19 protein-coding genes are annotated in these 21,954 nt (G+C 39.8%); 11 read left to right on the top strand and 8 right to left on the bottom strand.

All coding sequences use genetic code 11. From position 1 onward, the window contains the following. Nucleotides 1-123: 123 nt before the first annotated feature. Both BBI00_RS09715 and BBI00_RS09710 read left to right on the top strand, forming a co-directional pair. The gene (locus tag BBI00_RS09715) at nucleotides 124-2,118 is read left to right on the top strand and encodes a S9 family peptidase (RefSeq protein WP_065398576.1); all 1,995 of its coding nucleotides are present in this window, start codon (nucleotides 124-126) and stop codon (nucleotides 2,116-2,118) included. A 305-nt stretch (nucleotides 2,119-2,423) separates the two neighbouring features. Continuing rightward, complete coding sequence (locus tag BBI00_RS09710; protein ID WP_065398575.1) at nucleotides 2,424-2,915, top strand: DNA-deoxyinosine glycosylase; 492 nt, start codon at nucleotides 2,424-2,426, stop codon at nucleotides 2,913-2,915. A gap of 154 nt (nucleotides 2,916-3,069) precedes the next feature. Here BBI00_RS09710 and BBI00_RS09705 read toward each other — a convergent pair whose 3' ends face one another. The 6 genes from BBI00_RS09705 to BBI00_RS09680 all read right to left on the bottom strand — a co-directional run bounded on the left by BBI00_RS09705 (nucleotide 3,070) and on the right by BBI00_RS09680 (nucleotide 9,562). Then, nucleotides 3,070-4,128 carry a phosphotransferase enzyme family protein gene (locus BBI00_RS09705; RefSeq protein ID WP_065398574.1) on the bottom strand — a complete coding sequence of 353 codons (1,059 nt, stop codon included), beginning with the start codon at nucleotides 4,126-4,128 and terminating at the stop codon, nucleotides 3,070-3,072. Further along, complete coding sequence (locus BBI00_RS09700; protein WP_065398573.1) at nucleotides 4,119-5,033, bottom strand: sugar phosphate nucleotidyltransferase; 915 nt, start codon at nucleotides 5,031-5,033, stop codon at nucleotides 4,119-4,121. Before BBI00_RS09700 ends, BBI00_RS09705 begins: the two co-directional genes overlap by 10 nt. After that, nucleotides 5,023-6,420: a Gfo/Idh/MocA family protein gene (locus BBI00_RS09695; protein ID WP_065398572.1), complete on the bottom strand. Its 1,398-nt coding sequence runs from the start codon at nucleotides 6,418-6,420 to the stop codon at nucleotides 5,023-5,025. Before BBI00_RS09695 ends, BBI00_RS09700 begins: the two co-directional genes overlap by 11 nt. Before the next feature lie 139 nt (nucleotides 6,421-6,559). After that, on the bottom strand, nucleotides 6,560-8,095 hold the full coding sequence (locus BBI00_RS09690) for a M61 family metallopeptidase (protein WP_065398571.1): 1,536 nt from the start codon (nucleotides 8,093-8,095) through the stop codon (nucleotides 6,560-6,562). Between the two features lie 46 nt (nucleotides 8,096-8,141). Beyond that, nucleotides 8,142-8,834, bottom strand: a complete 693-nt coding sequence (locus BBI00_RS09685; RefSeq protein WP_065398570.1) for an AIM24 family protein — start codon at nucleotides 8,832-8,834, stop codon at nucleotides 8,142-8,144. A 35-nt stretch (nucleotides 8,835-8,869) separates the two neighbouring features. Next, entirely contained in the window at nucleotides 8,870-9,562 is a 693-nt protein-coding gene (locus tag BBI00_RS09680) for a hypothetical protein (protein WP_065398569.1), read from the bottom strand. A gap of 175 nt (nucleotides 9,563-9,737) precedes the next feature. Between BBI00_RS09680 and queA the strand changes: the two genes are divergently transcribed. From queA to BBI00_RS09650, 6 genes are all read left to right on the top strand, one after another. After that, complete coding sequence (gene queA / locus BBI00_RS09675) at nucleotides 9,738-10,787, top strand: tRNA preQ1(34) S-adenosylmethionine ribosyltransferase-isomerase QueA (protein WP_065398568.1); 1,050 nt, start codon at nucleotides 9,738-9,740, stop codon at nucleotides 10,785-10,787. A gap of 71 nt (nucleotides 10,788-10,858) precedes the next feature. Next, the gene (rlmN, locus tag BBI00_RS09670; RefSeq protein WP_065399695.1) at nucleotides 10,859-11,893 is read left to right on the top strand and encodes a 23S rRNA (adenine(2503)-C(2))-methyltransferase RlmN; all 1,035 of its coding nucleotides are present in this window, start codon (nucleotides 10,859-10,861) and stop codon (nucleotides 11,891-11,893) included. 74 nt (nucleotides 11,894-11,967) lie between these two features. Next, nucleotides 11,968-12,918: a sterol desaturase family protein gene (locus BBI00_RS09665; protein ID WP_065398567.1), complete on the top strand. Its 951-nt coding sequence runs from the start codon at nucleotides 11,968-11,970 to the stop codon at nucleotides 12,916-12,918. Nucleotides 12,919-13,086: 168 nt separating this feature from the next. Further along, nucleotides 13,087-13,965 carry a hypothetical protein gene (locus BBI00_RS09660; protein WP_083988468.1) on the top strand — a complete coding sequence of 293 codons (879 nt, stop codon included), beginning with the start codon at nucleotides 13,087-13,089 and terminating at the stop codon, nucleotides 13,963-13,965. A gap of 73 nt (nucleotides 13,966-14,038) precedes the next feature. Beyond that, nucleotides 14,039-15,016 carry a polyprenyl synthetase family protein gene (locus tag BBI00_RS09655; protein WP_065398566.1) on the top strand — a complete coding sequence of 326 codons (978 nt, stop codon included), beginning with the start codon at nucleotides 14,039-14,041 and terminating at the stop codon, nucleotides 15,014-15,016. Between the two features lie 259 nt (nucleotides 15,017-15,275). Continuing rightward, complete coding sequence (locus BBI00_RS09650; RefSeq protein WP_065398565.1) at nucleotides 15,276-16,070, top strand: hypothetical protein; 795 nt, start codon at nucleotides 15,276-15,278, stop codon at nucleotides 16,068-16,070. Nucleotides 16,071-16,195: 125 nt separating this feature from the next. Here BBI00_RS09650 and BBI00_RS22950 read toward each other — a convergent pair whose 3' ends face one another. Further along, nucleotides 16,196-16,489: a hypothetical protein gene (locus BBI00_RS22950; protein ID WP_083988467.1), complete on the bottom strand. Its 294-nt coding sequence runs from the start codon at nucleotides 16,487-16,489 to the stop codon at nucleotides 16,196-16,198. A 136-nt stretch (nucleotides 16,490-16,625) separates the two neighbouring features. On the opposite strand from BBI00_RS22950, the gene BBI00_RS09645 reads away from it, so the two are divergent. Both BBI00_RS09645 and BBI00_RS09640 read left to right on the top strand, forming a co-directional pair. Next, nucleotides 16,626-19,058 (top strand): alpha-ketoacid dehydrogenase subunit alpha/beta, encoded by a 2,433-nt coding sequence (locus BBI00_RS09645; RefSeq protein ID WP_065398564.1) that lies wholly within the window; start codon nucleotides 16,626-16,628, stop codon nucleotides 19,056-19,058. 118 nt (nucleotides 19,059-19,176) lie between these two features. Then, complete coding sequence (locus BBI00_RS09640) at nucleotides 19,177-19,920, top strand: methyltransferase domain-containing protein (RefSeq protein WP_065398563.1); 744 nt, start codon at nucleotides 19,177-19,179, stop codon at nucleotides 19,918-19,920. A gap of 192 nt (nucleotides 19,921-20,112) precedes the next feature. On the opposite strand, the gene BBI00_RS09630 is transcribed toward BBI00_RS09640, so the two are convergent. Further along, on the bottom strand, nucleotides 20,113-20,496 hold the full coding sequence (locus BBI00_RS09630; protein WP_065398561.1) for a winged helix-turn-helix transcriptional regulator: 384 nt from the start codon (nucleotides 20,494-20,496) through the stop codon (nucleotides 20,113-20,115). Nucleotides 20,497-20,620: 124 nt separating this feature from the next. On the opposite strand from BBI00_RS09630, the gene BBI00_RS09625 reads away from it, so the two are divergent. Continuing rightward, nucleotides 20,621-21,682 (top strand): NADH:flavin oxidoreductase, encoded by a 1,062-nt coding sequence (locus tag BBI00_RS09625; RefSeq protein ID WP_065398560.1) that lies wholly within the window; start codon nucleotides 20,621-20,623, stop codon nucleotides 21,680-21,682. Nucleotides 21,683-21,954: the final 272 nt, after the last annotated feature.

The following is a 21,954-nucleotide window of genomic DNA, read 5'->3' as shown; positions in this document are numbered from 1 at the left end:
CTTTATTGTTAATTCTTTCGTCCGTTTTTATTTTAAATACTAACTTTGGCAATCTTTGAATGTAATAAAAGGATGGATGGCATCAGATGATCCATAGATCCGTTAAAAAATGAATAGCAACATATGAAACTTAAGTACAGTCTGCTGGCTCTGGCAGCTCCGCTTTTAATGAATGCACAACAAGTAATGACGCCTGAAACCCTTTGGACTTTGAAAAAAGTTGGAGTACAGGCAGTTTCTCCGGATCAGGCTTCCCTTATTTATAAAGTGGGGCAGGTAGATCTGAAAACAGAAAAAACAAAAAATGAGAACTACTTTCTGAATGTTCTCAATAATCAGTCCTCGAAAATAGATTTCGGTAAAAAAGCCCTTATTCAATGGGATAAAAACGGAATTTATGCTCAGGAAGGGGACAAGATCTATCTTTCAAAAGATGCAGGAAAAACCTGGGCGGAATTTTATACAATCGGGGAAGCTGATAATATCGTGATTTCTCCGGATGGTAAAAGAATTGCTTTCAGCAAGCAGGTTCTGGTAGAAAAACTGATGGGGAAAGATAAATACAGCGATACCCCTAAAACTACAGCTCAGGTGTACACAGACCTGAACCACAGACACTGGGATTACTTCAATGAAGGAAAGTATAACCACGTATTTGTAGTCAATACCTCAGACAAAGTAGAAGCAGCCAAAGATCTGCTGGAAGGAAAAACATGGGATTCTCCCCAGAGACCTTTCGGTGGAGCTGAAGATTTTATCTGGAGCCCGGATTCTGCACAGCTTTTATACGTAACCAAGCCTAAGAGCGGTAAAGAATATGCAACAAGCACCAATACGGATATCTTTGCCTATGATATGGCGACAGGTACTACTAAAAACCTGACTGAACCTAACAAAGGATATGACGTTAACCCTAAATTCAGCCCGGACGGAAAATCACTGATCTGGCAGAGTATGGCCAGAGACGGATACGAAGCAGATAAGAATGATGTGAAGATCATGGACTGGAAGAGCGGTAAAACCACTAACCTTACAGCAGGTTGGGATGACAGCGTTTCAGGAGATGTGCTTTGGGGCGCTGATTCAAAAACAATCTACTTTACGGCAGCTTACAGAGGAACAAAACAGCTTTTCTCTTTAGATTCAAAATCTGCAAAAGTACAGCAGATCACGAAAGGAGATTTTGACGTTAACGAAATTTTTACAGACAATAAAAATTCACTTCTGGTAGGAAGAACAGATGTAAACCATGCTACAGAACTTTTCTCGGTTAACCTTAAAAACGGAGAAATGAAGCAGGTTACTGAAGCAAACAAAGATACTTATGCAAAGTTGGCTCAGGGGAAATCTGAACTTAAAATGGTAAAAACTTCAGACGGTAAAGAAATGGGGGTATGGTTCCACTATCCGCCTAACTTTGACCCGAATAAAAAATATCCTACACTGGTATACTGCCAGGGAGGACCACAGTCTGCACTGACACAATATTTCAGCGTAAGATGGAACTTTGCGTTAATGACTGCCAACGGTTATATCGTTGTAGCCCCTAACAGAAGAGGTATGCCGGGCTGGGGAACAAAATGGAATGAAGATATTTCCAAAGACTGGGGCGGCCAACCGATGAGAGATTACCTGGCTGCAACAGATTATGCGAAAACATTATCATATGTAGATGGTGACAGAGTAGCCGCGGTAGGAGCAAGTTACGGAGGATACAGCGTATTTATGCTGGCAGGAATACACGAAAACAGATTCAAAACGTTCATCGCTCACGACGGATTATTTGATATGAAATCATGGTACCTTACCACAGAAGAACTTTGGTTTGCAAACTGGGATATCGGTTCTCCATGGGATAAACCTCAGCCGAAAGCTTATACAGAATTCAACCCGAGCAATTTTGTGGAAAAATGGAATAAGCCGATCATGATTGTTCAGGGAGGAATTGATTTCCGTGTACCGTACGAACAGGGGCAGGAAGCTTTCCAGGCTGCAAAATTAAGAGGATTAAAATCTAAGCTGGTATATTTCCCGAACGAAAATCACTGGGTACTTCATCCGCAAAACGGATTGGTATGGCAGAGAGAATTCTTCGACTGGCTGAAGGAAACTTTATAAGATCAGCAATAATAAAATAGCAATAGGAGCGGGCTTTAGCCCGCTTTTGTTGTAATAATAGGCTGGCTTAACAGGAATATTTTGTTCGATATAACAGACAGACAACAAAGTTCAATAGAAGTGGGCTTTAGCCCACTTACCTAAAATTATGATTCCATTGGCTTTAGCCAAAACTTAATATGACAGCTGCCTTCAATTTGCCTGGGCAACACAATCTGTGAAATAAAAACGATAAATGATTTATTGAATATAGTAATCTGCTTAATCAGCATGATCAGCAAGCAATAAAATCTATATATTTGAATATGCAAAACCGTATTTCCTCATTCGCACCGCTTATTGATGATCATTCCGAAATCATAATTTTGGGATCTATTCCGGGTGTTAAATCCCTGGAAAAACAGCAGTATTATGCCCATCCGCAAAACAAATTCTGGAAGATCATCTTTGAGTTGCTTCACGAAGAATTTACAGAAGACTACGAGGAGAGAATCGGAATATTAAAAAGGCACCATATTGCTCTTTGGGATGTTATCGATTCCTGTGAAAGAAAAGGAAGCCTTGATTCCGAGATCAGAAATGAAGAAGCCAATCAGGTTGCTGAATTACTGGATGAACATCCCCATATCAGAGCTATTTTCTGTAACGGCGGAAAATCTTACAAAAACCTGCAGAAACTGTTAGGGAAAAACTACAGATTGCCTGTCATTGCATTGCCTTCCACAAGTCCGCTTCATACCGTTTCCTTTGAAAAGAAACTGGAAGACTGGAAGAAAATTCTGGAATTTTTGGGGTGAGAAGAGTCGTGTAGTTTGAAAGTGGGAGAGCTTACCGGTTAGAGTGCTGAAGCTGTAAACGTATAGATTCCTGCGGAATGGAGAACCGGGACGCTTTATTTATCCATACACTTTCTCATTCCGTAGGAATCTATGTACTTTATAAACACAGTCCTCAAATCCACAAACTCTCCGATCCTTCACTAGCTCCCAGATATTCCCTCAGTCCTTTCAACAACTCTAGTTGGTTTTTGGTTCTGTCCAGATTATGCTCCGGATATTTCGTAGAATAATAAACACTTCCATTCAGGTAATCGGTTAAAAAACGGATCTCCTGAATATAAATAGCGGTTTGTGCTGCATAATCAAGATGAGCAGACTCTTCCGGAGTCAGCTTTTCCTTCAGATGAAATAAAAAGCCTTCCTTTACAGCCTTATACATTTCAGGATTGAAGTTATTTCGGGCATTTCCGTCATCTTCCTGAGTGGTATTGGTGTAGGACTGGATCATTGTTCCGAAATCATATAAAACTGTAGAAATCATCATGGTATCCAGATCAATTACGGCCAAAGGACGGTGATTTTGATCGAAGAGGATGTTGCTGATTTTTACATCTGCATGGATGATCCTTTTGGGAATCCGGTTGCTTTTTTCCAAGGCAATCCATTGCTCAGGTAAAGACAAAAGCTGATTGGTAATCTCTATCTGATCCTTTGCGTTTTCTCTTAAATAAGGAGCTGCATTTTGCAGGGCATCTTTATAATCCTTAATCCTCTTTTCAAAATTGAGGAAATCAGGGAGGCTGTCTTTTATCTCAGGCAGTTTTCCACTGTTTACGGTAGCAAGGAAATAGCTGAATGTTTTAGCCGCTTCAAAAGCCGTCTGTAAAGATGGAGCAGTAAGGAAAGTAATGCTGTTTTCTACAAAATTCAGCATACGCCAGGGCTGACCGTCTGCATCTTTTACCAGCAGTTTATCGGTAAGAGAGGGAACAGGCTCTATAATCTGAAACTGATAATCATTGGACCTGAGCAGCTCATTGATCATTAAATGGTTGTTGACAATAACCTCCGGCTGCCTGAAAACATTCTGATTGATCTTTTGCAGGATAAACTTTTGCTCCCGGTCCTGATCTTCCAGAAGGTAGGTTGTATTGATCAGCCCGTCTGTCACAGGAGTGAGGACATAATTTTCCGTACCGATAAATTCAGCTACAATCGCATTTACATCCATAAATCCTCGGGGTATCTGTTGTTTTGAATTTCTGCGGTGAGAAAATCTTTAATTTCTTTTTTATCATCGGCATAGGTAACTCCCATCCATTGGGAAGGAGAAGCTTTTACCTTTACTTTCACTTTGCCTTCATCCATCATTCTCTGCACAGCAGAAGGAATATAGAACTCCTGGTTGGGCAAAGGTTCAGATTCTATGAAATCATAAAAATAAGCTTCCAGATCACAGAAAATATGAGGATGAAAAATAAAAAAGTTCATCGAAACCAATGCTTCAGGATCCAGCTTTATATGTACTCCGTTTTCAGTATAAATAATCGAATTATTGATTCTTTGAATAGAGGTTTGTTCATCTACCCTGATCAGCTCGTTTTCATGATCCAGCGTACATATTCCCCTTGCCACAGCGCCGTTGCCACTCAGCGTTGTTCCTACGGGATAAGCAATCATCCCCAGCTGTGAAGCCGAAATATGGTGATGGTCAATTTCATGTGTTGCCAGCTGATAAGCTTCTTTTCCATAAAAATCATCCGCATTGATCATAACAAAAGGCTCCTGTATGGTATATTTGGCACAAAGAACAGCATGAGCAGTTCCCCATGGCTTCTCACGTTCAGGAGAATCAAAACCGTGTAGTGAAAGAGGAATGCTGTCCATTTCCTGGTACACCCAATGCAGTTCAAAGCCTTTCTTTTCTGAAATGGCTGTAAGCCTTTCAATATAGCTCTCGGGAATCAGTCTGTTGACAATAATCACCACTTTACTGAAACCGGCTTCCAGGGCATCGAAAACAGAATATTCCAGGATAGGGGAACCGTTTCCGAGAATGCCGTCCACTTGCTTTAGTCCTTTGTAGCGGCTTCCTAATCCACCGGCTAATATGAGTAATGTTTTCTTAGAACTCATCGGTCATTCCAAATACAGGTTTACGGGTTTTCCATTTACCGTTGGTGAAGTCAGGGATATCAACCGCCTGCCCGCCTTTGGCAATAGATTCTTCACTAAGTGGGGTGATGGAGTACCATAAGGCAAGGTCATAAACATCCATCGGGAATTCTATATTTCTCTTAATACATTCAATAAACGTATTCATAACAAAGAAATCCATTCCGCCGTGTCCTGCGCCTGCAGCGACGTTCTCAAATTTCTTCCACATCGGATGGTCAAATTCTTTCATCCATTTCTCCGTGTTTTCCCAACGGTGGCTGTGGTTCATTGTTTTTTCAAAATAGATATGTCCCTGGTTAAAATCTCCCCATCCGAAGTCCTGCCACAATCCTTCCGTTCCCTGTACACGGAAGCCCAGATCATAAGGTCTCTGTAGGCTGGTGTCGTGCGTTAAAAGAATGGTTTCCCCGTTAGCACAGGCAATCTGTGTTGTAACAATATCTCCCTGGTTGAATTTTACTTTTGCACTCGGGTGATTTTCGCCACCTTTAGGATGTTCTGTAATATATTTATGAAGGCCTACCGATTTTGAAGAGAACGAAGACAGCCTTGTTAAACGGTTTCCTCTGTTAATATCCATCATCATTGCCACAGGACCTAATCCATGCGTAGGATAAAGCTCTCCGTTACGTTTTACATAATGTTCGGTTCTCCATTTTGCCTCACTGAAGCCTTTTTCTCCAAATTCAGCTCCGGAATTATAGGGCGTCACACCATCATTGAAAAGTACCCCTCTCAGATCATGCTGATAACCGCCTCTTCCGTGTACCAGTTCTCCGAACATCCCTTTGCGCACCATGTTCAGAATGGCCATGATATCTCTTCGGTAGCATACATTTTCCATCATGAAAATAGGAACTTTCGTCTCTTCATATACCTTTACAAATTCCCAGCAGTCCTGAAGTTTTATCGCTCCGGAAACTTCCATTCCGACGATTTTTTTAGCACGCATTGCTTCTACACCTTGCGGAAGATGCCATTCCCATGGGGTAGCAATCACCACAGCGTCTATGGTTTTTAACTTTAAAAGATTCCGATAGTCATATTCTCCGTTTGAAAACTCCTGAGCCGCCGATTTATTATTGTCTTTTAATATTTTTTGCGAAGCGGCAAGCATTCTTTTATCCGGATCTGCAAATGCGACCACTTCTACGTCGTTTCTTTTTGCCAGTAATTTCACGTGTTCCTGACCACGGAGTCCTACCCCGATAAAGCCTACACGGACTTTCTTATCTGTTTTAAAATCATTGGAATACGCAAACAAAGAATTCGGTACAACCAATGCACCAAAGCCTGCCAAAGCTGCTGTTTTTATAAAATTTCTGCGGGAAGTGCTATTGTCCATCTATTTTTTTTCTAAATATATTAAAACTTTTGCAGACGGCGATAGGGTGGGAGTTGCGGAATTTTCAGGTTTTGGGTGTAAGGTTTGAGGTTTGAGAGTGGAGCGGGAGAGAATGAGAGGGTTTGAGAGAGTAGGAAATCTATTGGTTGATCCATGCTTTTCTTAAAGCCAGCTGTTGGGTATCAGGATCAGGGAATGACTTTACCTTTCCTGTTGTTTCATTGTAATCAAATCCTGCTTTTTCCAGATATTGCTTCAAAGGAATGGGTTGGGTACCTTCAACAAAATCCCTGAAAAATGTACGGATTTCCGGGTAGGTCATCCGGGTAATTTCATCGAACAGATCATCATCATTGAAATATTTACCTTCTCCGTATTTTTTCATAAGCTGCTGCATCAGGTCTTGGGTTCCCATTTTACCGCCGGAAAGTTCTCTTAATCTGATATCCAGACATAGCCCAACCAATGCTCCTTTCTGATAAAAATTCATGTACTGGTCCTGTCTTTCCATAGAGTTTTTACTCATCTCAGTCAATGGCAGCGTATTGTCAAACTCTTTCATTCCTTCAATCTTATCTTCTATGCTTTTTTCAAAATCTTCCAGACTGATCATTTTTTGCTTTACAGGCATATGGATGGTGGCATATTCTGTCATTCCTTCATATAACCATAAGTGCTCAGACATCACGGGATTCAGAAAATCATAATGCTGAATTTCCCCTGAGTGAATGTTGAGCGGAGTAACAATATGGAAAAATTCATGGGAGGCCACCCTGTTTAAAGCATTGGGAAGAAACTTCATATTTCCGGAGCGATACAGGCAGACTGTAGAGTGGGAGTGCTCCAGCCCATCACCCAGATATCCGCTTTCATTCGAAGATTCATAATAGATCAGGAAAGCATATTTATTGACGGGCAGGGTTCCCCCCAGATAAGCCTGCTGATTCTTCAGGATATTTTCTATTTCGCGGGCTATTGTTTTTGAATAATGCCTTTCTTTATGGTTGTAAAATGACACCAGTACTTCCGTATGGCCTATTTTCAGCCATGTTGTATCGGGAACGCAATACAAAACCGGAGAGTCTACCAGTTGACGGTAATCCTTTGCCCAGACTCGGTCTGTATTTTTATTTTTCTGTTGATAATCCAAAGCAGAGGAGGCATAGAAATCCTTGTTTTTTGTAATGTTAATCTGATAGGGAAGATCTTTCATTTCTTCAAAATATCCTACCAGGGAATTATAATTGATGACAAAAACACTGTCTTTTTTGAACATGGTGCCCGGAGATTTGGCTTCGTGGGTGTCATTTTCCAGAGAATCCCATCCGTCAGCAACCTGATACGATATTTTCTTTACCCGTTTAAGATCGTGTACCCTCCAGCTATTCTTATCCAGCCTTTCGGTAGGAATTTTTTTTCCGTTTTTATCAGTAGCAACGAAATTGGAAACGTATTGTCCGAAATTCATCGCCTGATAGAATCCGGGAACCAGCTTGGGAATGATAAATTTTCCCTGCTTAAGATTATTTTCAGGTGGCGTAAAAGAAACCTTGACTTCATCGTTGGATACATGAAGAAGGTCTATAGTATATTCGTAGTTTTTATTTGATTTTTGGGCAATAATTGTATTGGGAAGTAAAACCAGTACGAAAAGTAACTTTATCAGGTTATTCATCTGCTTTTAGTTTTTACTAAAGTACAAAAATTGCCCAAGGTACATCTTATTTTTCCATATAGTACACTTCTTCATAAGGCTGGATCAGTACCCATCCGTGCCCTGAGAATTTCATCTGGAATTCTTCACCGCTTCCCCTTCCGATAAGGCTTTTGAAAGAAACATTGGTTTTCAGTTCCGGGCTCAGGTTTCCGGACCATGCAACAGTAGCATTAGGATCTGTGAAGACTGGTGTATCTGGAGTTACCACCAGAGTCAGGGGATCACCGTGAGTGGTAATCGCAATATGTCCCGTTCCTGAAAGCTTTACCTGAAAAAGACCTCCGGACATCATTCCGGCAATACTTTTCAGCATGGTGATATCACTTTTTACACTTTGTTCGTGGGCAAGAACGTCATTTCCGTTCACACAGACAGATTCATTATTCAGATATAAAATACGGACTTTCTTCCCGGAGTCTGCCACATACAGTTTTCCTGTACCTTCCGCTTTCATCAGCCTGGCTCCTTCACCACTGATCGCTTTCTTTAAAAGATTTCCAATTCCTCCGGACAGCATTCCCTGTCTTTCAAAATTGATATTTCCCACATAACTTACCATGCTTCCTCTCTTCGTCCATACTGCCTGATTATTAAGGTTGATTTCCAGAAGGTGTTTCGTTTCCAGTTCAAAATAATCTCTTTGCTGCGGATTTTCTTTCGTTTCATTGATAAATGCTTCAATCGAATATTTGCTCATAATGATATTTTTTATTTGTTGGTTTTATAGTGTGATTATTTCAGTTGGTCGAGTTTATACTCTCTTTTGTTACTTTTAGGATTCAGATCTACAAATTCGTACGCTTCAAAATTGGCAAGCCGGGCTTTGAACATTTCAGTTGCTTTTTCCAGCGACCAGGTTTTAGGGTAATGAAAACCTTCGAATTCTGCATTGAAAATCTCTGCTTTGAAATCATGGGAAAACTCATCATCACCCGCATAAGTTAATGCTATTTTACCCGTCCATATAATATTATACCGATTATTATCTGTTTTTGAAAACCTGATCTGATGTCCGGCACAGCTGTCATGCCCCAGCAGGTAGATGCTGAAAGCAAGATCATCATCATCAGAATGTTCTTCAGAAGGGAGATCATTACTGAAAAGGTCATTTTGAACAACAGCATCGAAATCTAATTTTTCATCAAGATTGTTAATCCTGATTCCTCTCTGTTCTCCCCAATAATGGGAAGAAAGTGTACAGGCATGATAATTTCTCCATACGATTTTGGAGTCCCAATCTGACAGATTTTCGTCTTCCTCCTCGATGTTTTCGTCATCATTGGCATAATAATTTTCAGTTTTTAAATGAAAATCAAACCAGATAAATCCATATTCATCAATCCGCCCGCTCCAGCTGAAAGTTTCAATGGTATGACCGTCAGGATACGGATTATCAATGAAGTATATTGTACTTACAGGCTCCATATTGAATTTAATTTTTTCAAAAATACTCTTTTTATGCCTTGAAACTCCCCCGTAAATTCACGGTTTTATATTTGATTGTAAATAATACTTGACAAAGGGGTGTTCAATGTCGTATATTTGCACTCCGAAAATTACACCTTGTAATTTCAGTAATTTTTAAACCGTAATTTAAAAAATGAAAACATCAGATTTTAATTTTGATCTTCCTGCGGAATTATTGGCAGAACACCCATCAGAGCACAGAGACGAAGCGAGACTAATGGTACTTGATAGAAAAACACAGACTATCGAGCACAAATTATTCAAAGATGTAGTGGATTATTTTGATGAAGAGGATTTGTTTATCTTCAACAATACTAAGGTTTTCCCTGCACGTCTTTACGGAAACAAAGAAAAAACCGGAGCTAAAATTGAAGTTTTCTTATTGAGAGAACTTGATAAAGAAACCAGAGTTTGGGATGTTTTGGTAGATCCTGCAAGAAAAATCAGAATTGGTAACAAATTATTCTTCACGGAAGATGAGTCTTTAGTCGCTGAGGTTATTGACAATACGACTTCAAGAGGTAGAACATTAAGATTCTTATTCGACGGTTCTTATGAAGAATTCAGAACGAAATTAAAAGAACTGGGAGAAACTCCGCTTCCAAAATATATCAAAAGAGCTGTAGAACCGGAAGATGCAGAAAGATATCAGACGATCTATGCAAAAGTGGAAGGAGCAGTTGCTGCACCTACAGCAGGTCTTCACTTCTCTAAGCATCTGATGAAGAGATTAGAGATCAAAGGAATCAATTTTGCTGAAGTTACCCTTCACGTAGGATTGGGAACTTTCAACCCGATTGAGGTGGAAGATCTGTCCAAGCACAAAATGGAATCTGAGGAGATCATCATCGATGAGAAAAACGCTGCGATCATCAACAAGGCAGTAGATGCCCACAGAAGAGTTTGTGCTGTAGGAACTACTACAATGAGAGCGCTGGAAACTTCTGTTTCTTCTAACAAAAAAATCTCTGCTTTCAATGGCTGGACCAATAAATTCATTTATCCGCCTCACGATTTCGGAGTTGCTAACTCAATGATCACGAACTTCCACACACCGAAGTCTACACTGATCATGATGATTGCTGCATTTGCCGGAAGAGATTTCGTAATGCATGCTTATGAAGAAGCCGTAAAAGAAAAGTATAAATTCTATTCTTACGGTGATGCAATGTTAATTTTATAAAAAAGATATTAGGGAAAAGGTTGCAGGGAGTACTTACCTGCGACCTGAAACCTAAAATCTGCAACCTTACAATGAAAGACATCCGTACATTATCACTAGATCAGCTTAAAGACTACTTTGTATCTTTAGGAGAAAAGCCGTTTCGTGCGAAACAGGTCTATGACTGGCTATGGAGTAAAAACCTCCATTCGATCGATGAAATGACGAATCTTTCGAAAACCCTTCGTGAAAAAATTTCCGAAGAATATACCATTAATCCTGTTTCCGTAGACCTGCTTCAGAAAAGTACCGACGGAACCATCAAAAACGGAGTGAAACTTCACGACGGATTACTGGTGGAATCTGTTCTTATTCCAACAGAAACAAGAACCACAGCCTGTGTTTCTTCACAGGTAGGCTGCTCATTGAACTGCGAATTCTGTGCTACCGCAAAACTGAAAAGGATGAGAAACCTTGAAGTAGCGGAAATTGTAGACCAGGTAGCCCTCATTGACAGCCAAAGCCGCATGTATTTTGACAGACCTCTTTCCAATATCGTATTCATGGGAATGGGAGAGCCGATGATGAACTACAAAAATGTAGTGGAAGCCATCAGGAAGATCACCCAGCCGGAAGGATTGGGAATGTCTCCAAGAAGAATTACTGTTTCTACATCAGGTATTCCTAAAATGATCAAAATGCTTGCAGATGATGAGCTGCGTGTGAAACTGGCACTGTCCCTTCATTCTGCCATAGAATCCAAGCGTAATGAGATCATGCCTTTCTCTGACAAATTTCCGTTAACGGATATTATGGAAGCCCTTCAGTACTGGTATCAGAAAACCGGTTCTGTGATTACTTTCGAATACTGTGTCTGGAAAGGGATCAATGATGGGGATGAGGACATTAAAGCTCTGATAAAATACTGCAAACAGGTACCTTCTAAAGTTAACCTTATTCAATACAATCCGATCGGGGACGGAAAATACGACCAGTGCAACAAACAGGCGGAAGAAAACTATATCCGTCAGCTTGAAAATGCAGGAATTACTGTGATGGTCAGAAGAAGCCGTGGAGGTGATATTGACGCTGCCTGCGGGCAGTTGGCCAACAAAACAGCGGATTAAAATTTCCTTAAAAAAAACTTAAATTCCCGTTAAAGCATCGCTTAAAACCCTACCTTTGCATAAATTATTTAGTGATGATGGATTTTATTATGAGCGAGGACGGGCTGGAACATGTGTATGCCTGGGCTATTCCGTTGCATGCCACTGTGATTTTAGCTGAAATGATTTACAGCCACGTTTCAGAAGCCAAGCTGTATAGCGGAAAAGATCTTGCTACCAATGTTTATCTGGCACTGATGAATTTCGGTCTTGACCTCATCATGAAAGCATTCGCTATGGGGGTGATGTTTTTCTTTTACAGCCACAGAATTTTTTCATGGGATCTCAGCATCTGGTATTTGCTGGCCTGTTTTGTGATTACAGATTTTGCCTATTACGTTCTCCATTATGTAGACCACAGATCCAGGGCATTCTGGGCAGTTCATATCACACACCATAGTTCAGAATATTTCAACCTCACCACGGGATTCAGAAGTCCTGTACTGCAGCCGCTTTACAGATATTTATATTTTTCACCATTAGCATTTTTAGGCTTTAATCCATGGCATATCATGGTAGCTTACGCTATCGGGCAGGTATACGGAACATGGGTGCATACACAGACCGTGAAGAGTATGGGATTCCTGGAACATATCCTGGTAACTCCTTCCCACCATCGTGTACATCATGCATGTAATGTGAAATACCTGGATAAGAATATGGGGATGTGCCTGATCATCTGGGATAAAATTTTCGGAACCTTTCAGAAAGAAGATCCTGATGTGCCGGTAAAATATGGAATTTACCCGAAAATGCCGGACAACAGACCCGATACCGTTCTTTTCTATGAATGGAGAAAGATCTGGAAAGACCTGAAGCAGCCGGGGCTGAAATTCACAGACAGGATTAATTATATCTTCAACTCTCCGGGATGGAGGCATGACGGAACCGGAAAAACGGTAAGACAATACCAGAAAGAATACTTTGCCAGACAGGAAAAGAAAAAAGAACAACAGCAAACTCAGGAAAAGCAGAAAACTGCTTAACTTCTGTTTAATATCAATAGAAATCTCAGGGAAAAGCGGGCTATTTGGCCCGTTTTTCTATTTTATCCCTTTTATTAATAAACCTCAGGATAGTTCTGTCTTATAATAATCCCCATAACCCGGATCATGTCCGCCCTCCATTTAAACATAAACGCCTATTTTTGTATCATGAAAAAACTTCTTCTGCTCATTATGCTCATCACAGCATCATCTGCATTCTCCCAACAAACTGATTTCCTGAAAATAAAAAAATACAGAATCGGTCATTTGGATGATAAGATCAGGGAAACTTCCGGGCTGAGCATGCTGAATGGTAAACTCTATACCTTCAATGACAGTGGAAATGATCCGGAATTGTTTGAGATCAGCAAAACATCTGGAGCAATTGTAAATACATTCAGGGTTAACGCCAGGAATAAAGACTGGGAAGCCCTGGCCAATGACGGAACCCATTTTTATATAGGAGATTTCGGAAATAATGATGGAAAGAGAAAAGATCTTGAAATCTATAAAGTACCTTTTCAGAATGACAGCTTACAGAATAACGCAATCAGGAAGATTTCTTTTCAGTATCCGGAGCAGGAAGTATTCGGTGATGGCTATTTAAAGACTGATTTTGATGCGGAGGCCATGATCATTCTCAACGGGAAAATTCACCTTTTCACCAAAGAATGGTCGGCAAGGTCTACAACCCACTACATCATTGATCCCGAAAACTATGAAAAACAGGATGCCGTAAAGGCAGAGTCCTATAAAACCAATTTTGTGGTCACCGATGCCGCTTATTTTGAGAAAAAACTGTATCTGATAGGATATACCAAAAAGACAGAGGTATTTTTAGATATTTTTACAGAAACAGAACCGGGAATATTTTTTAAGGAAGTTCCTAAGCATTATTATCTCGGAAGTTCTTTGTCTGTAAGCCAGATCGAAGGAATTACCGTAGATGAAACAGGAATTTATATTTCAGGGGAAAAATTCAGATCTCCGTTGGGAAGTGTAAAACCTTCACTTTATTTTATCCCCAAAGATCAACTCAAGGATTAATTTTCTCTTAAAATTGAGCGAAAAAAATTATCTTTGTGAGAATTAATAATTATTCACCCAGCATTCGCAGATTGTGGCAAATACAGTAGAAGAGATTAAACGACCGATCAACGAGGAAATGAAACTTTTTGAACAGAAGTTTTATGAATCGATGCAGAGTAAAGTACCTTTATTAGATAAAGTAACCCGTTTTATTGTGACCACCAAAGGGAAGCAGATGCGTCCTATGTTTGTCTTTCTCTGTGCCAAGCTGGTGGGTGATGTGACGGAGAAAACCTATCGTGGTGCTTCGATGATCGAGCTGATCCATACGGCCACCCTGGTACATGATGATGTGGTGGACGAAAGTTTTAAACGCCGTAATTTCTTTTCTATCAATGCTTTGTGGAAGAACAAAATTGCTGTTTTGGTAGGAGATTATCTTCTGTCGAAATCAGTATTGCTGTCTACAGACCATAAAGATTATGATCTACTGGGGGTGATTTCAAGAACGATCCGTGAAATGTCTGAAGGAGAGCTTCTTCAGCTGGAAAAGGCCAGAAAACTGGATATTACGGAAGAGGTGTATTATGAGATCATCCGTCAGAAAACTGCTACCCTGATTGCTGCCTGTTGTGAAATAGGAGTCCTTTCCAACAGTACAGACGAAGCGCTGGCGAAGAAAATGATGGATTTCGGAACATATACCGGAATGGCTTTTCAGATCAAAGATGACCTGTTCGATTATTTAAGTTCCAATGTGATCGGTAAGCCTGTGGGAATTGATATTAAAGAACAGAAAATGACCCTGCCTTTGATTCATACCCTTAAAACAGCTGGTGAAAAGGATAGAAAGTATTATTTCGATACCATTAAACGCTACAATAACAATCCAAAACGGGTAAAAGAACTGATCGAATTTGTAAAAAGTTCTGGCGGGCTGGAATATTCCATTACAGTCATGAAGGATTTTCAGCAGAAAGCAAAAGATATCCTGAATGAATTCCCGGATTCTGAAGCAAGAAAATCATTGCATATTATGCTGGATTATGTTATTGAAAGAAAATTCTGATTTTAACATTTTTCTGCCAATCCTGACTTTTCTGTTCTCTTATTTCCTTTAAACCTGCATGGGATATCGGATCCTTAATGTGGTAGGTAAAATATCCGTATCTTTCAATAATTCAATGAGTTGTGATTATATGGCTTTTTTTATATCAATAAATTGCTGTAAATTAATATTTTGCATAATTCAAATAAAGTACTTGTTAATAAATCATTGATTTTCAATATAATTTTTGTTTATTTGTCGTAACAAAAAACAACAGATAATGAAAAAAATCAAAACGATGATGATAGCGTGTGCTATCAGTTCAAGCTTTCTTACGTACGCACAGGTGGGAATAGGTACTCAAAATCCCCAGACAACTTTTCATATTGACGGATCTAAAGACAATCCTGCTACAGGAATTCCTTCTGCAACCCAGCAGGATAATGATTTTAGCGTTACTTCAGGTGCCAAGGTAGGGATAGGTACAACTTCTCCCACAGAAAAACTGGATGTGGCTTCTGGAAACGCCCGTATCCGTAATATTAATTCGAATATAGGTATTGGGGGGACCGACAGGGTTGTTGTAGCGGATGCTAATGGAGTCCTGAAGACTATAGATTTTACTGCTTATTCTCTGTTTCATGCACGTTTGGCGGCTAACCAGAACATCAGTTCTTCTACCATTACCACTTTATTATTCGCTACACCGCTGGCAACCTCTCCGTTCTATTCTTATAATACAGGAACCGGAGTACTCACCTTTAATCAGGCCGGGAATTATCTGGTAACGTTACAGGCCAGTTTTACCAATATGCCCGCAGATACTCAGCTGCTGATCGGCATCAGACCTGTACCGGATGCCAATTATCTGGGAAGAGGAAGCCATTATAACGCAGTTGCTGCTTCTGGAACTGTAGGTGAACTGATGAATTATACAACCGTGGTTGTCGCTCCTACAGCTGGATATCAGATCCGTTTTACCGCAGCTCCCAATCAAAATGCAACCATTATTGCAACAGAAACAGGCTCTACAGGAAGTGGAAATGTTACCAATGTGACCGTTCAGAAGATATAATTCTGCCTTTACAGCGTAATTAAAACAGGGAGTGTTTTGTATATGGTTTCGGGAAACTGAAATTGTATACAGAACACTTTCTTTATATAGTATCCCGGACTATGGAATGGAACGGAAATTTTAAATTAAATTATTTTCAGAGTTACAATAATAACTGCCAGGACTATACAAAATAAAGCGATTAAAAATAAATAATCCGCAATACTCTCAAACGTGTATTCCCGCTTTTCGTTTTTTGTTCTGATGGCCAGAAACGAAAAGAAGCAGCTACAGGCAAAAAGCATGCAGGCAAGGCCCGCAAATTCGTCCAAATACGTATTGTGGCTGATTTTAGCGATTTTCAATGACGTAATGATGATCAGTGAAAAGCCTAAAAGATTGCTCGATGCATTCAGGATATGAGGTGACTTTTTCTCCATCTTTACAATTTTTTTCAAAATAAAGCACAATTTTTTTTATTATCAAATTTTTAAAAAAGATTATTAAAAATTAAAATTAATTTAAAAATTGTATATTAGCAAAATACTTGAAGATTAAAAACTTTTTTACTTAGCTATGCAAACAACCTATATTGAAACACAGCAAATATCCTTTCAAGATTTTAAAAATCAGATACTTGGAGACTACAGGTTAGGAAGGATCTCTCGTGAAATGTCTTATCTCGGAAGAAGAGAAGTACTCACCGGAAAAGCTAAATTCGGAATTTTTGGGGATGGTAAAGAGCTTCCTCAGCTGGCAATGGCGAAAGTTTTCAGAAATGGGGACTTCCGTTCAGGATATTACAGGGACCAGACTTTTGCATTAGCAATAGATGCTTTGACCGTAGAAAGTTTCTTTGCACAGATGTATGCAGATACAAGCGTGGAAAGAGAGCCTGCTTCAGCAGGAAGACAGATGAACGGGCATTTCGCAACAAGAAGTTTAAATGAAGACGGAAGCTGGAAAGATCTTACAGCTCAGAAGAATATCTCTTCAGATATTTCTCCTACGGCTGGTCAGATGCCTAGATTATTAGGGCTGGCTCAGGCTTCTACAATTTATAAAAATGTAAAATTTGAAGGTTCTGAGAAGTTCTCTAAAGATGGTAATGAAATTGCCTTCGGAACCATTGGTGATGCTTCTACAGCAGAAGGTCATTTCTGGGAAACGCTGAATGCTGCATGTGCGCTTCAGGTTCCAATGATCGTTTCTATCTGGGATGACGGATACGGAATTTCTGTTCCTACCAAAAACCAGAGAGCAAAAGGGGATATCAGCGAAATGCTGAGCGGTTTCCAGAGAAAAGAAGGAGAAAAGCAGGGATGTGAGATTATTCAGGTGAAAGCATGGGATTATCCTGCATTACTGGATGCTTATGCTAAAGCTGAGCATTTTGCAAGAACAGAAAGCGTTCCGGTAGTAGTGCACGTGGTAGATGTAACCCAGCCTCAGGGGCACTCTACATCAGGATCTCACGAAAGATATAAAAGTGAAGAGCGTCTGGCATGGGAAGCTGAATATGACGGATTGGCCAAGTTTAAAGAATGGATTTTAAATTATTCCATTGAAATTGATGGCAAAGAAGAAGTAATTGCTACCGCTGAAGAGCTGGAGGCTATTGATGAAGAAGCAAAAAAGGCGGCTAAATCAGGACAGAAAGCTGCATGGGATAACTACCAGAATGCCATTAAAGAGCTGATCCATTCTATTTTACCTTTAGTAGAAAACCTTAAAGGAGAAAATACTGAAGTGGAAGCATATATCACTCAGTTTAATAAATTAGTTTCCAAAGCTAAAAAAGATATCTTCCATCTGGTAAGAAAAGCTTTACTGGCAACAAGAGGAACAAACTCTGCAGAAAGAAACCAACTGATGCAGAAGTACAACGAAGTTGCTGCGATAGAAAAAGATAACTATTCATCTCACTTATATTCCCAGTCTGAATGGAAAGCTGAAAACATCAGAGAGATCAAACCTGTTTACTCAGACAGCTCAGAAGAGGTGGACGGTAGAGTAGTGATCAGAAACAATTTCGACAAAATTTTTGAAAAATATCCTGAAACATTGATCTTTGGGGAAGATACCGGAAATATCGGTGACGTAAACCAGGGATTGGAAGGGATGCAGGAAAAATATGGTGCATTGCGTATTGCTGATACAGGAATCCGTGAAGCTACCATCCTTGGACAGGGAATTGGAATGGCAATGAGAGGTTTGAAGCCTATCGCTGAAATCCAGTATTTAGACTATGTTCTTTACTGTTTGCAGGGGATGAGTGATGATTTGGCAACCGTTCATTACAGAACAAAAGGAGGGCAGAAAGCCCCTCTGATCATCAGAACAAGAGGGCACAGACTGGAAGGAATCTGGCATTCTGGTTCTCCGATGGCAGGAATCCTTAACCTTTCAAAAGGTATTCTGGTATTGGTTCCTAGAAACCTGACAAAAGCTGCCGGATTCTATAATACAATGCTTCAGGCTGATGAGCCTGCAATTATCGTAGAATGTCTGAACGGATACAGATTAAAAGAAAAGCAACCTGATAACTTAGGTGAATTCACCGTTCCTGTAGGTAAAATTGAAGTGACAAAAGAAGGAAAAGATGTTACTTTGGTAACTTACGGATCTACATGGAGAATTGTAACTGAAGCAGCCAACGAGTTGGAGAAACTTGGAATTTCTGCAGAAGTGATCGATATCCAGTCATTAATTCCTTTCGATTTATCTCATGAGATTGCTGAAAGTGTGAAGAAGACCAACAGATTAGTTGTGATTGACGAAGATGTGGAAGGTGGAACTACAGGATTCATCTTACAGCAGATCCTTGAAAAGCAGAAAGCATTCAGATACCTGGATTCAGATCCGTTGACGATTGCTGCTAACGATCACAGACCGGCTTATGCAAGTGATGGTGACTACTTCAGTAAGCCATCTGCAGATGATATGGTAGAAAAGATCTACGCCATGTTTAATGAAACAAATCCTCAGAAATATCCTGCGATATTCTAATCGGATCTTAGATAAATTGAAACCGCTTTCTTTCAGTAAGCGGTTTTTATTTTTTTAACCATAAAATCAGTGAAATTCGTACATTTGAAAAACAGTCATTTGTATTCTGAAAACTGCCATGAAAATTACCCGCCTCGTTATCCTTTTCAACTATAAAAAGATTCTTCTTGGAGCTGTTATTTCACTGTTTCTTTTCATACTTTCATTTCAGATCGGTTCAGCAATACTGATTATCCTGATGAGAGGTTTGGGAGCCCTTATTATAATCAATATCATTGCCTCACTGGCAGCCTCTTATATTCTCTATGATAAATCCGGTTTATATGAACTGAACGATTTAGACGGAATAATCGATTGGAGCAAAACAGAAAATGCAGTTCTCATCCACGCCAGTTTTGATCCGTTATCCCAAAGGCTGGAGGAGAAATACCCTCATTTGAACCTGACGGTCTGTGATATTTACGGAAACAGGCACGAGCATGAAAGCGGGATCGAGGTCTCTAAAAAAATGTTTCCTCCCAACCCGAAGGAAATAAAAATTTCACCGGATCAACTGCCATTTGAAAATGAGTCTCAGGACGTTATTCTTGCAGTGACGGCTCTTCATGAAATTTTAGATCACGGGAAAAGGGTTTTATTCTTTAAAGAAGCCAAAAGGATACTGAAGAAAGGAGGTCTGATCATTGTTTCTGAACAGTTCCGAGATACAACCAATTTTATTTTCTTCAATATCGGAGCTTTTCATTTTTTAAGCCGTAAACAGTGGATGGATTCCATTTCTCCATCCGGACTGAAAATAATTAAGAATCAAAAGATCACTCCTTTTGCAGACATGCTGGTTATAAGAAAAGACTATCAATAATCCTATGAACGATATTGAAAAGGAATTTTTAATTAGGAATAAAATCGATCCTGATAGTTGTGTGGATTTAAATGGAAACCGCATGACAAAGGCTGTCAAATATTGGATGGAGCTGAAAGAAAAGAAGTTTGCATACAATACTCATCCATGTAACAGAAATTTACAACATACAATTAAAAAGACCAGAATAATTTAGATTTCAATTACCTTTTTCTTTTCCTTAATCAGTTCCATACATTCTTCCGAATATGATCCCTTCACCTGGTATTTCGCTTCCCATTCTTCCAGCAGATATAGGATAGGAAGTAATGCCAATCCTTTTTCTGTAAGGGAATATTCTACTCTCGGAGGAAGTTCTTTAAATTCCTCACGGATGACCAGCCCATCAGTTTCCATCTCTCGCAGCTGATCGGTCAGTACCTTTCTTGAAATAACATTAATACGTACGGCAAGTTCCCCGAAACGCAGCTTGCGGTCTTTGATGACCAGAACAATAATGGGCTTCCATTTGCTTCCCAATGCGGCCATAGCTTTACCCAGAGGACAGCTGTATTGCATCAATTCATTCTTTTTCATAGAAAGTTACTTTAATGTTACTAATGTAAGTTACTGCGAAGTTACCACTATTTTTTGAATAAAGGATACAAAAACGAACTATTATTAGTTACTTTGTGTAACAATTGTAAAATGTAATTTTAATATGAACACATCATCGTTATTTAAACCATTCCAATATAAAAATTTACAGCTAAAAAACAGGATCGTAATGGCTCCCATGACAAGAGCACAATCTGACAATGGAGTTCCTACCCAGAAAATAGCAGATTACTACGGGAGAAGAGCAGCTTCAGAAGTAGGTTTGATCCTTTCAGAAGGAACTGTCATCAACAGACCGGGTTCTAAAAATCTGCAGAACATTCCGGATTTCTACGGAACAGAAGCTTTAAACGGGTGGAAAAACGTAATTGATACCGTTCACAGGAATGGTGGGAAAATGGGCCCTCAGATCTGGCATGTTGGAGATACAAGAATGTCCGAAGAATATCCGCTGGTAGCAATGGAAAAAGCTTCTACAATGACGATTGAAGATATCCAGGATACGATTGCCCAGTTTGCTGCTTCAGCAAAATCGGCTAAAGACCTTGGTTTTGACTGTCTTGAAATTCATGGCGCTCACGGGTACCTCATCGACCAGTTTTTCTGGGAAGTGACCAATACCAGAACCGACGAATACGGTGGTAAAACGTTGAAAGAAAGAAGCCGGTTTGCCGTTGAAGTAGTCAAAGCAATCAGAGCAGCGGTAGGGGAAGACTTTACCATTATCCTTCGCCTTTCACAATGGAAGCAGCAAGATTATAAAACCAGGCTGGCATTCACTCCGAATGAAATGGAAGAGTGGTTAGTTCCTTTAAAAGAAGCCGGAGTGGATATTTTCCATTGTTCGCAACGCCGTTTCTGGGAACCGGAATTTGACGGTTCCGATCTGAACTTTGCAGGATGGGCAAAGAAAATTACCGGGCAGCCCTCCATTACTGTAGGATCTGTTGGTCTGAATGGAGATTTCCTTAATGCTTTTGCAGGGCAGGGAACGGAGAAAACCGATCTCACAGAGCTGATCAGAAGGCTGGATAATGAAGAATTTGATCTTGTTGCCGTGGGACGTGCGATCTTACAGGATCACCAGTGGGTACAGAAGATCAAGGATGGAAACACGGAAGCTCTTCTGGACTTTTCAGCAGAAAGTATGGGCGTATTATTTTAATAGGAGTCGTGATTAAGGTTGAGCTTCGTTGTTGATTTTTTAACAGCATATTTTATTGACTCACGAAGTAAAACTGACAATTCACTATTCATATTAATCATCATAATTCACTTTATTTTATATTTAATTTTCACCTATTTATTAAGAAACCCGCTTTCAGAATCTCTGAAGGCGGGTTTTTAGGATTTAAACCTAATGATCAGGATATCATAGAACGAACGGGCGCCCGGAATTTCCGGGCGCCCGTTATTTAACAGATTTAAATATCTAAA

It is taken from the genome of Chryseobacterium arthrosphaerae, from assembly GCF_001684965.1.
Lineage (GTDB): Bacteria > Bacteroidota > Bacteroidia > Flavobacteriales > Weeksellaceae > Chryseobacterium > Chryseobacterium arthrosphaerae.
Note: the sequence above shows the minus strand (reverse complement) of the source record. Positions and strands in the feature narration are given on the sequence as shown.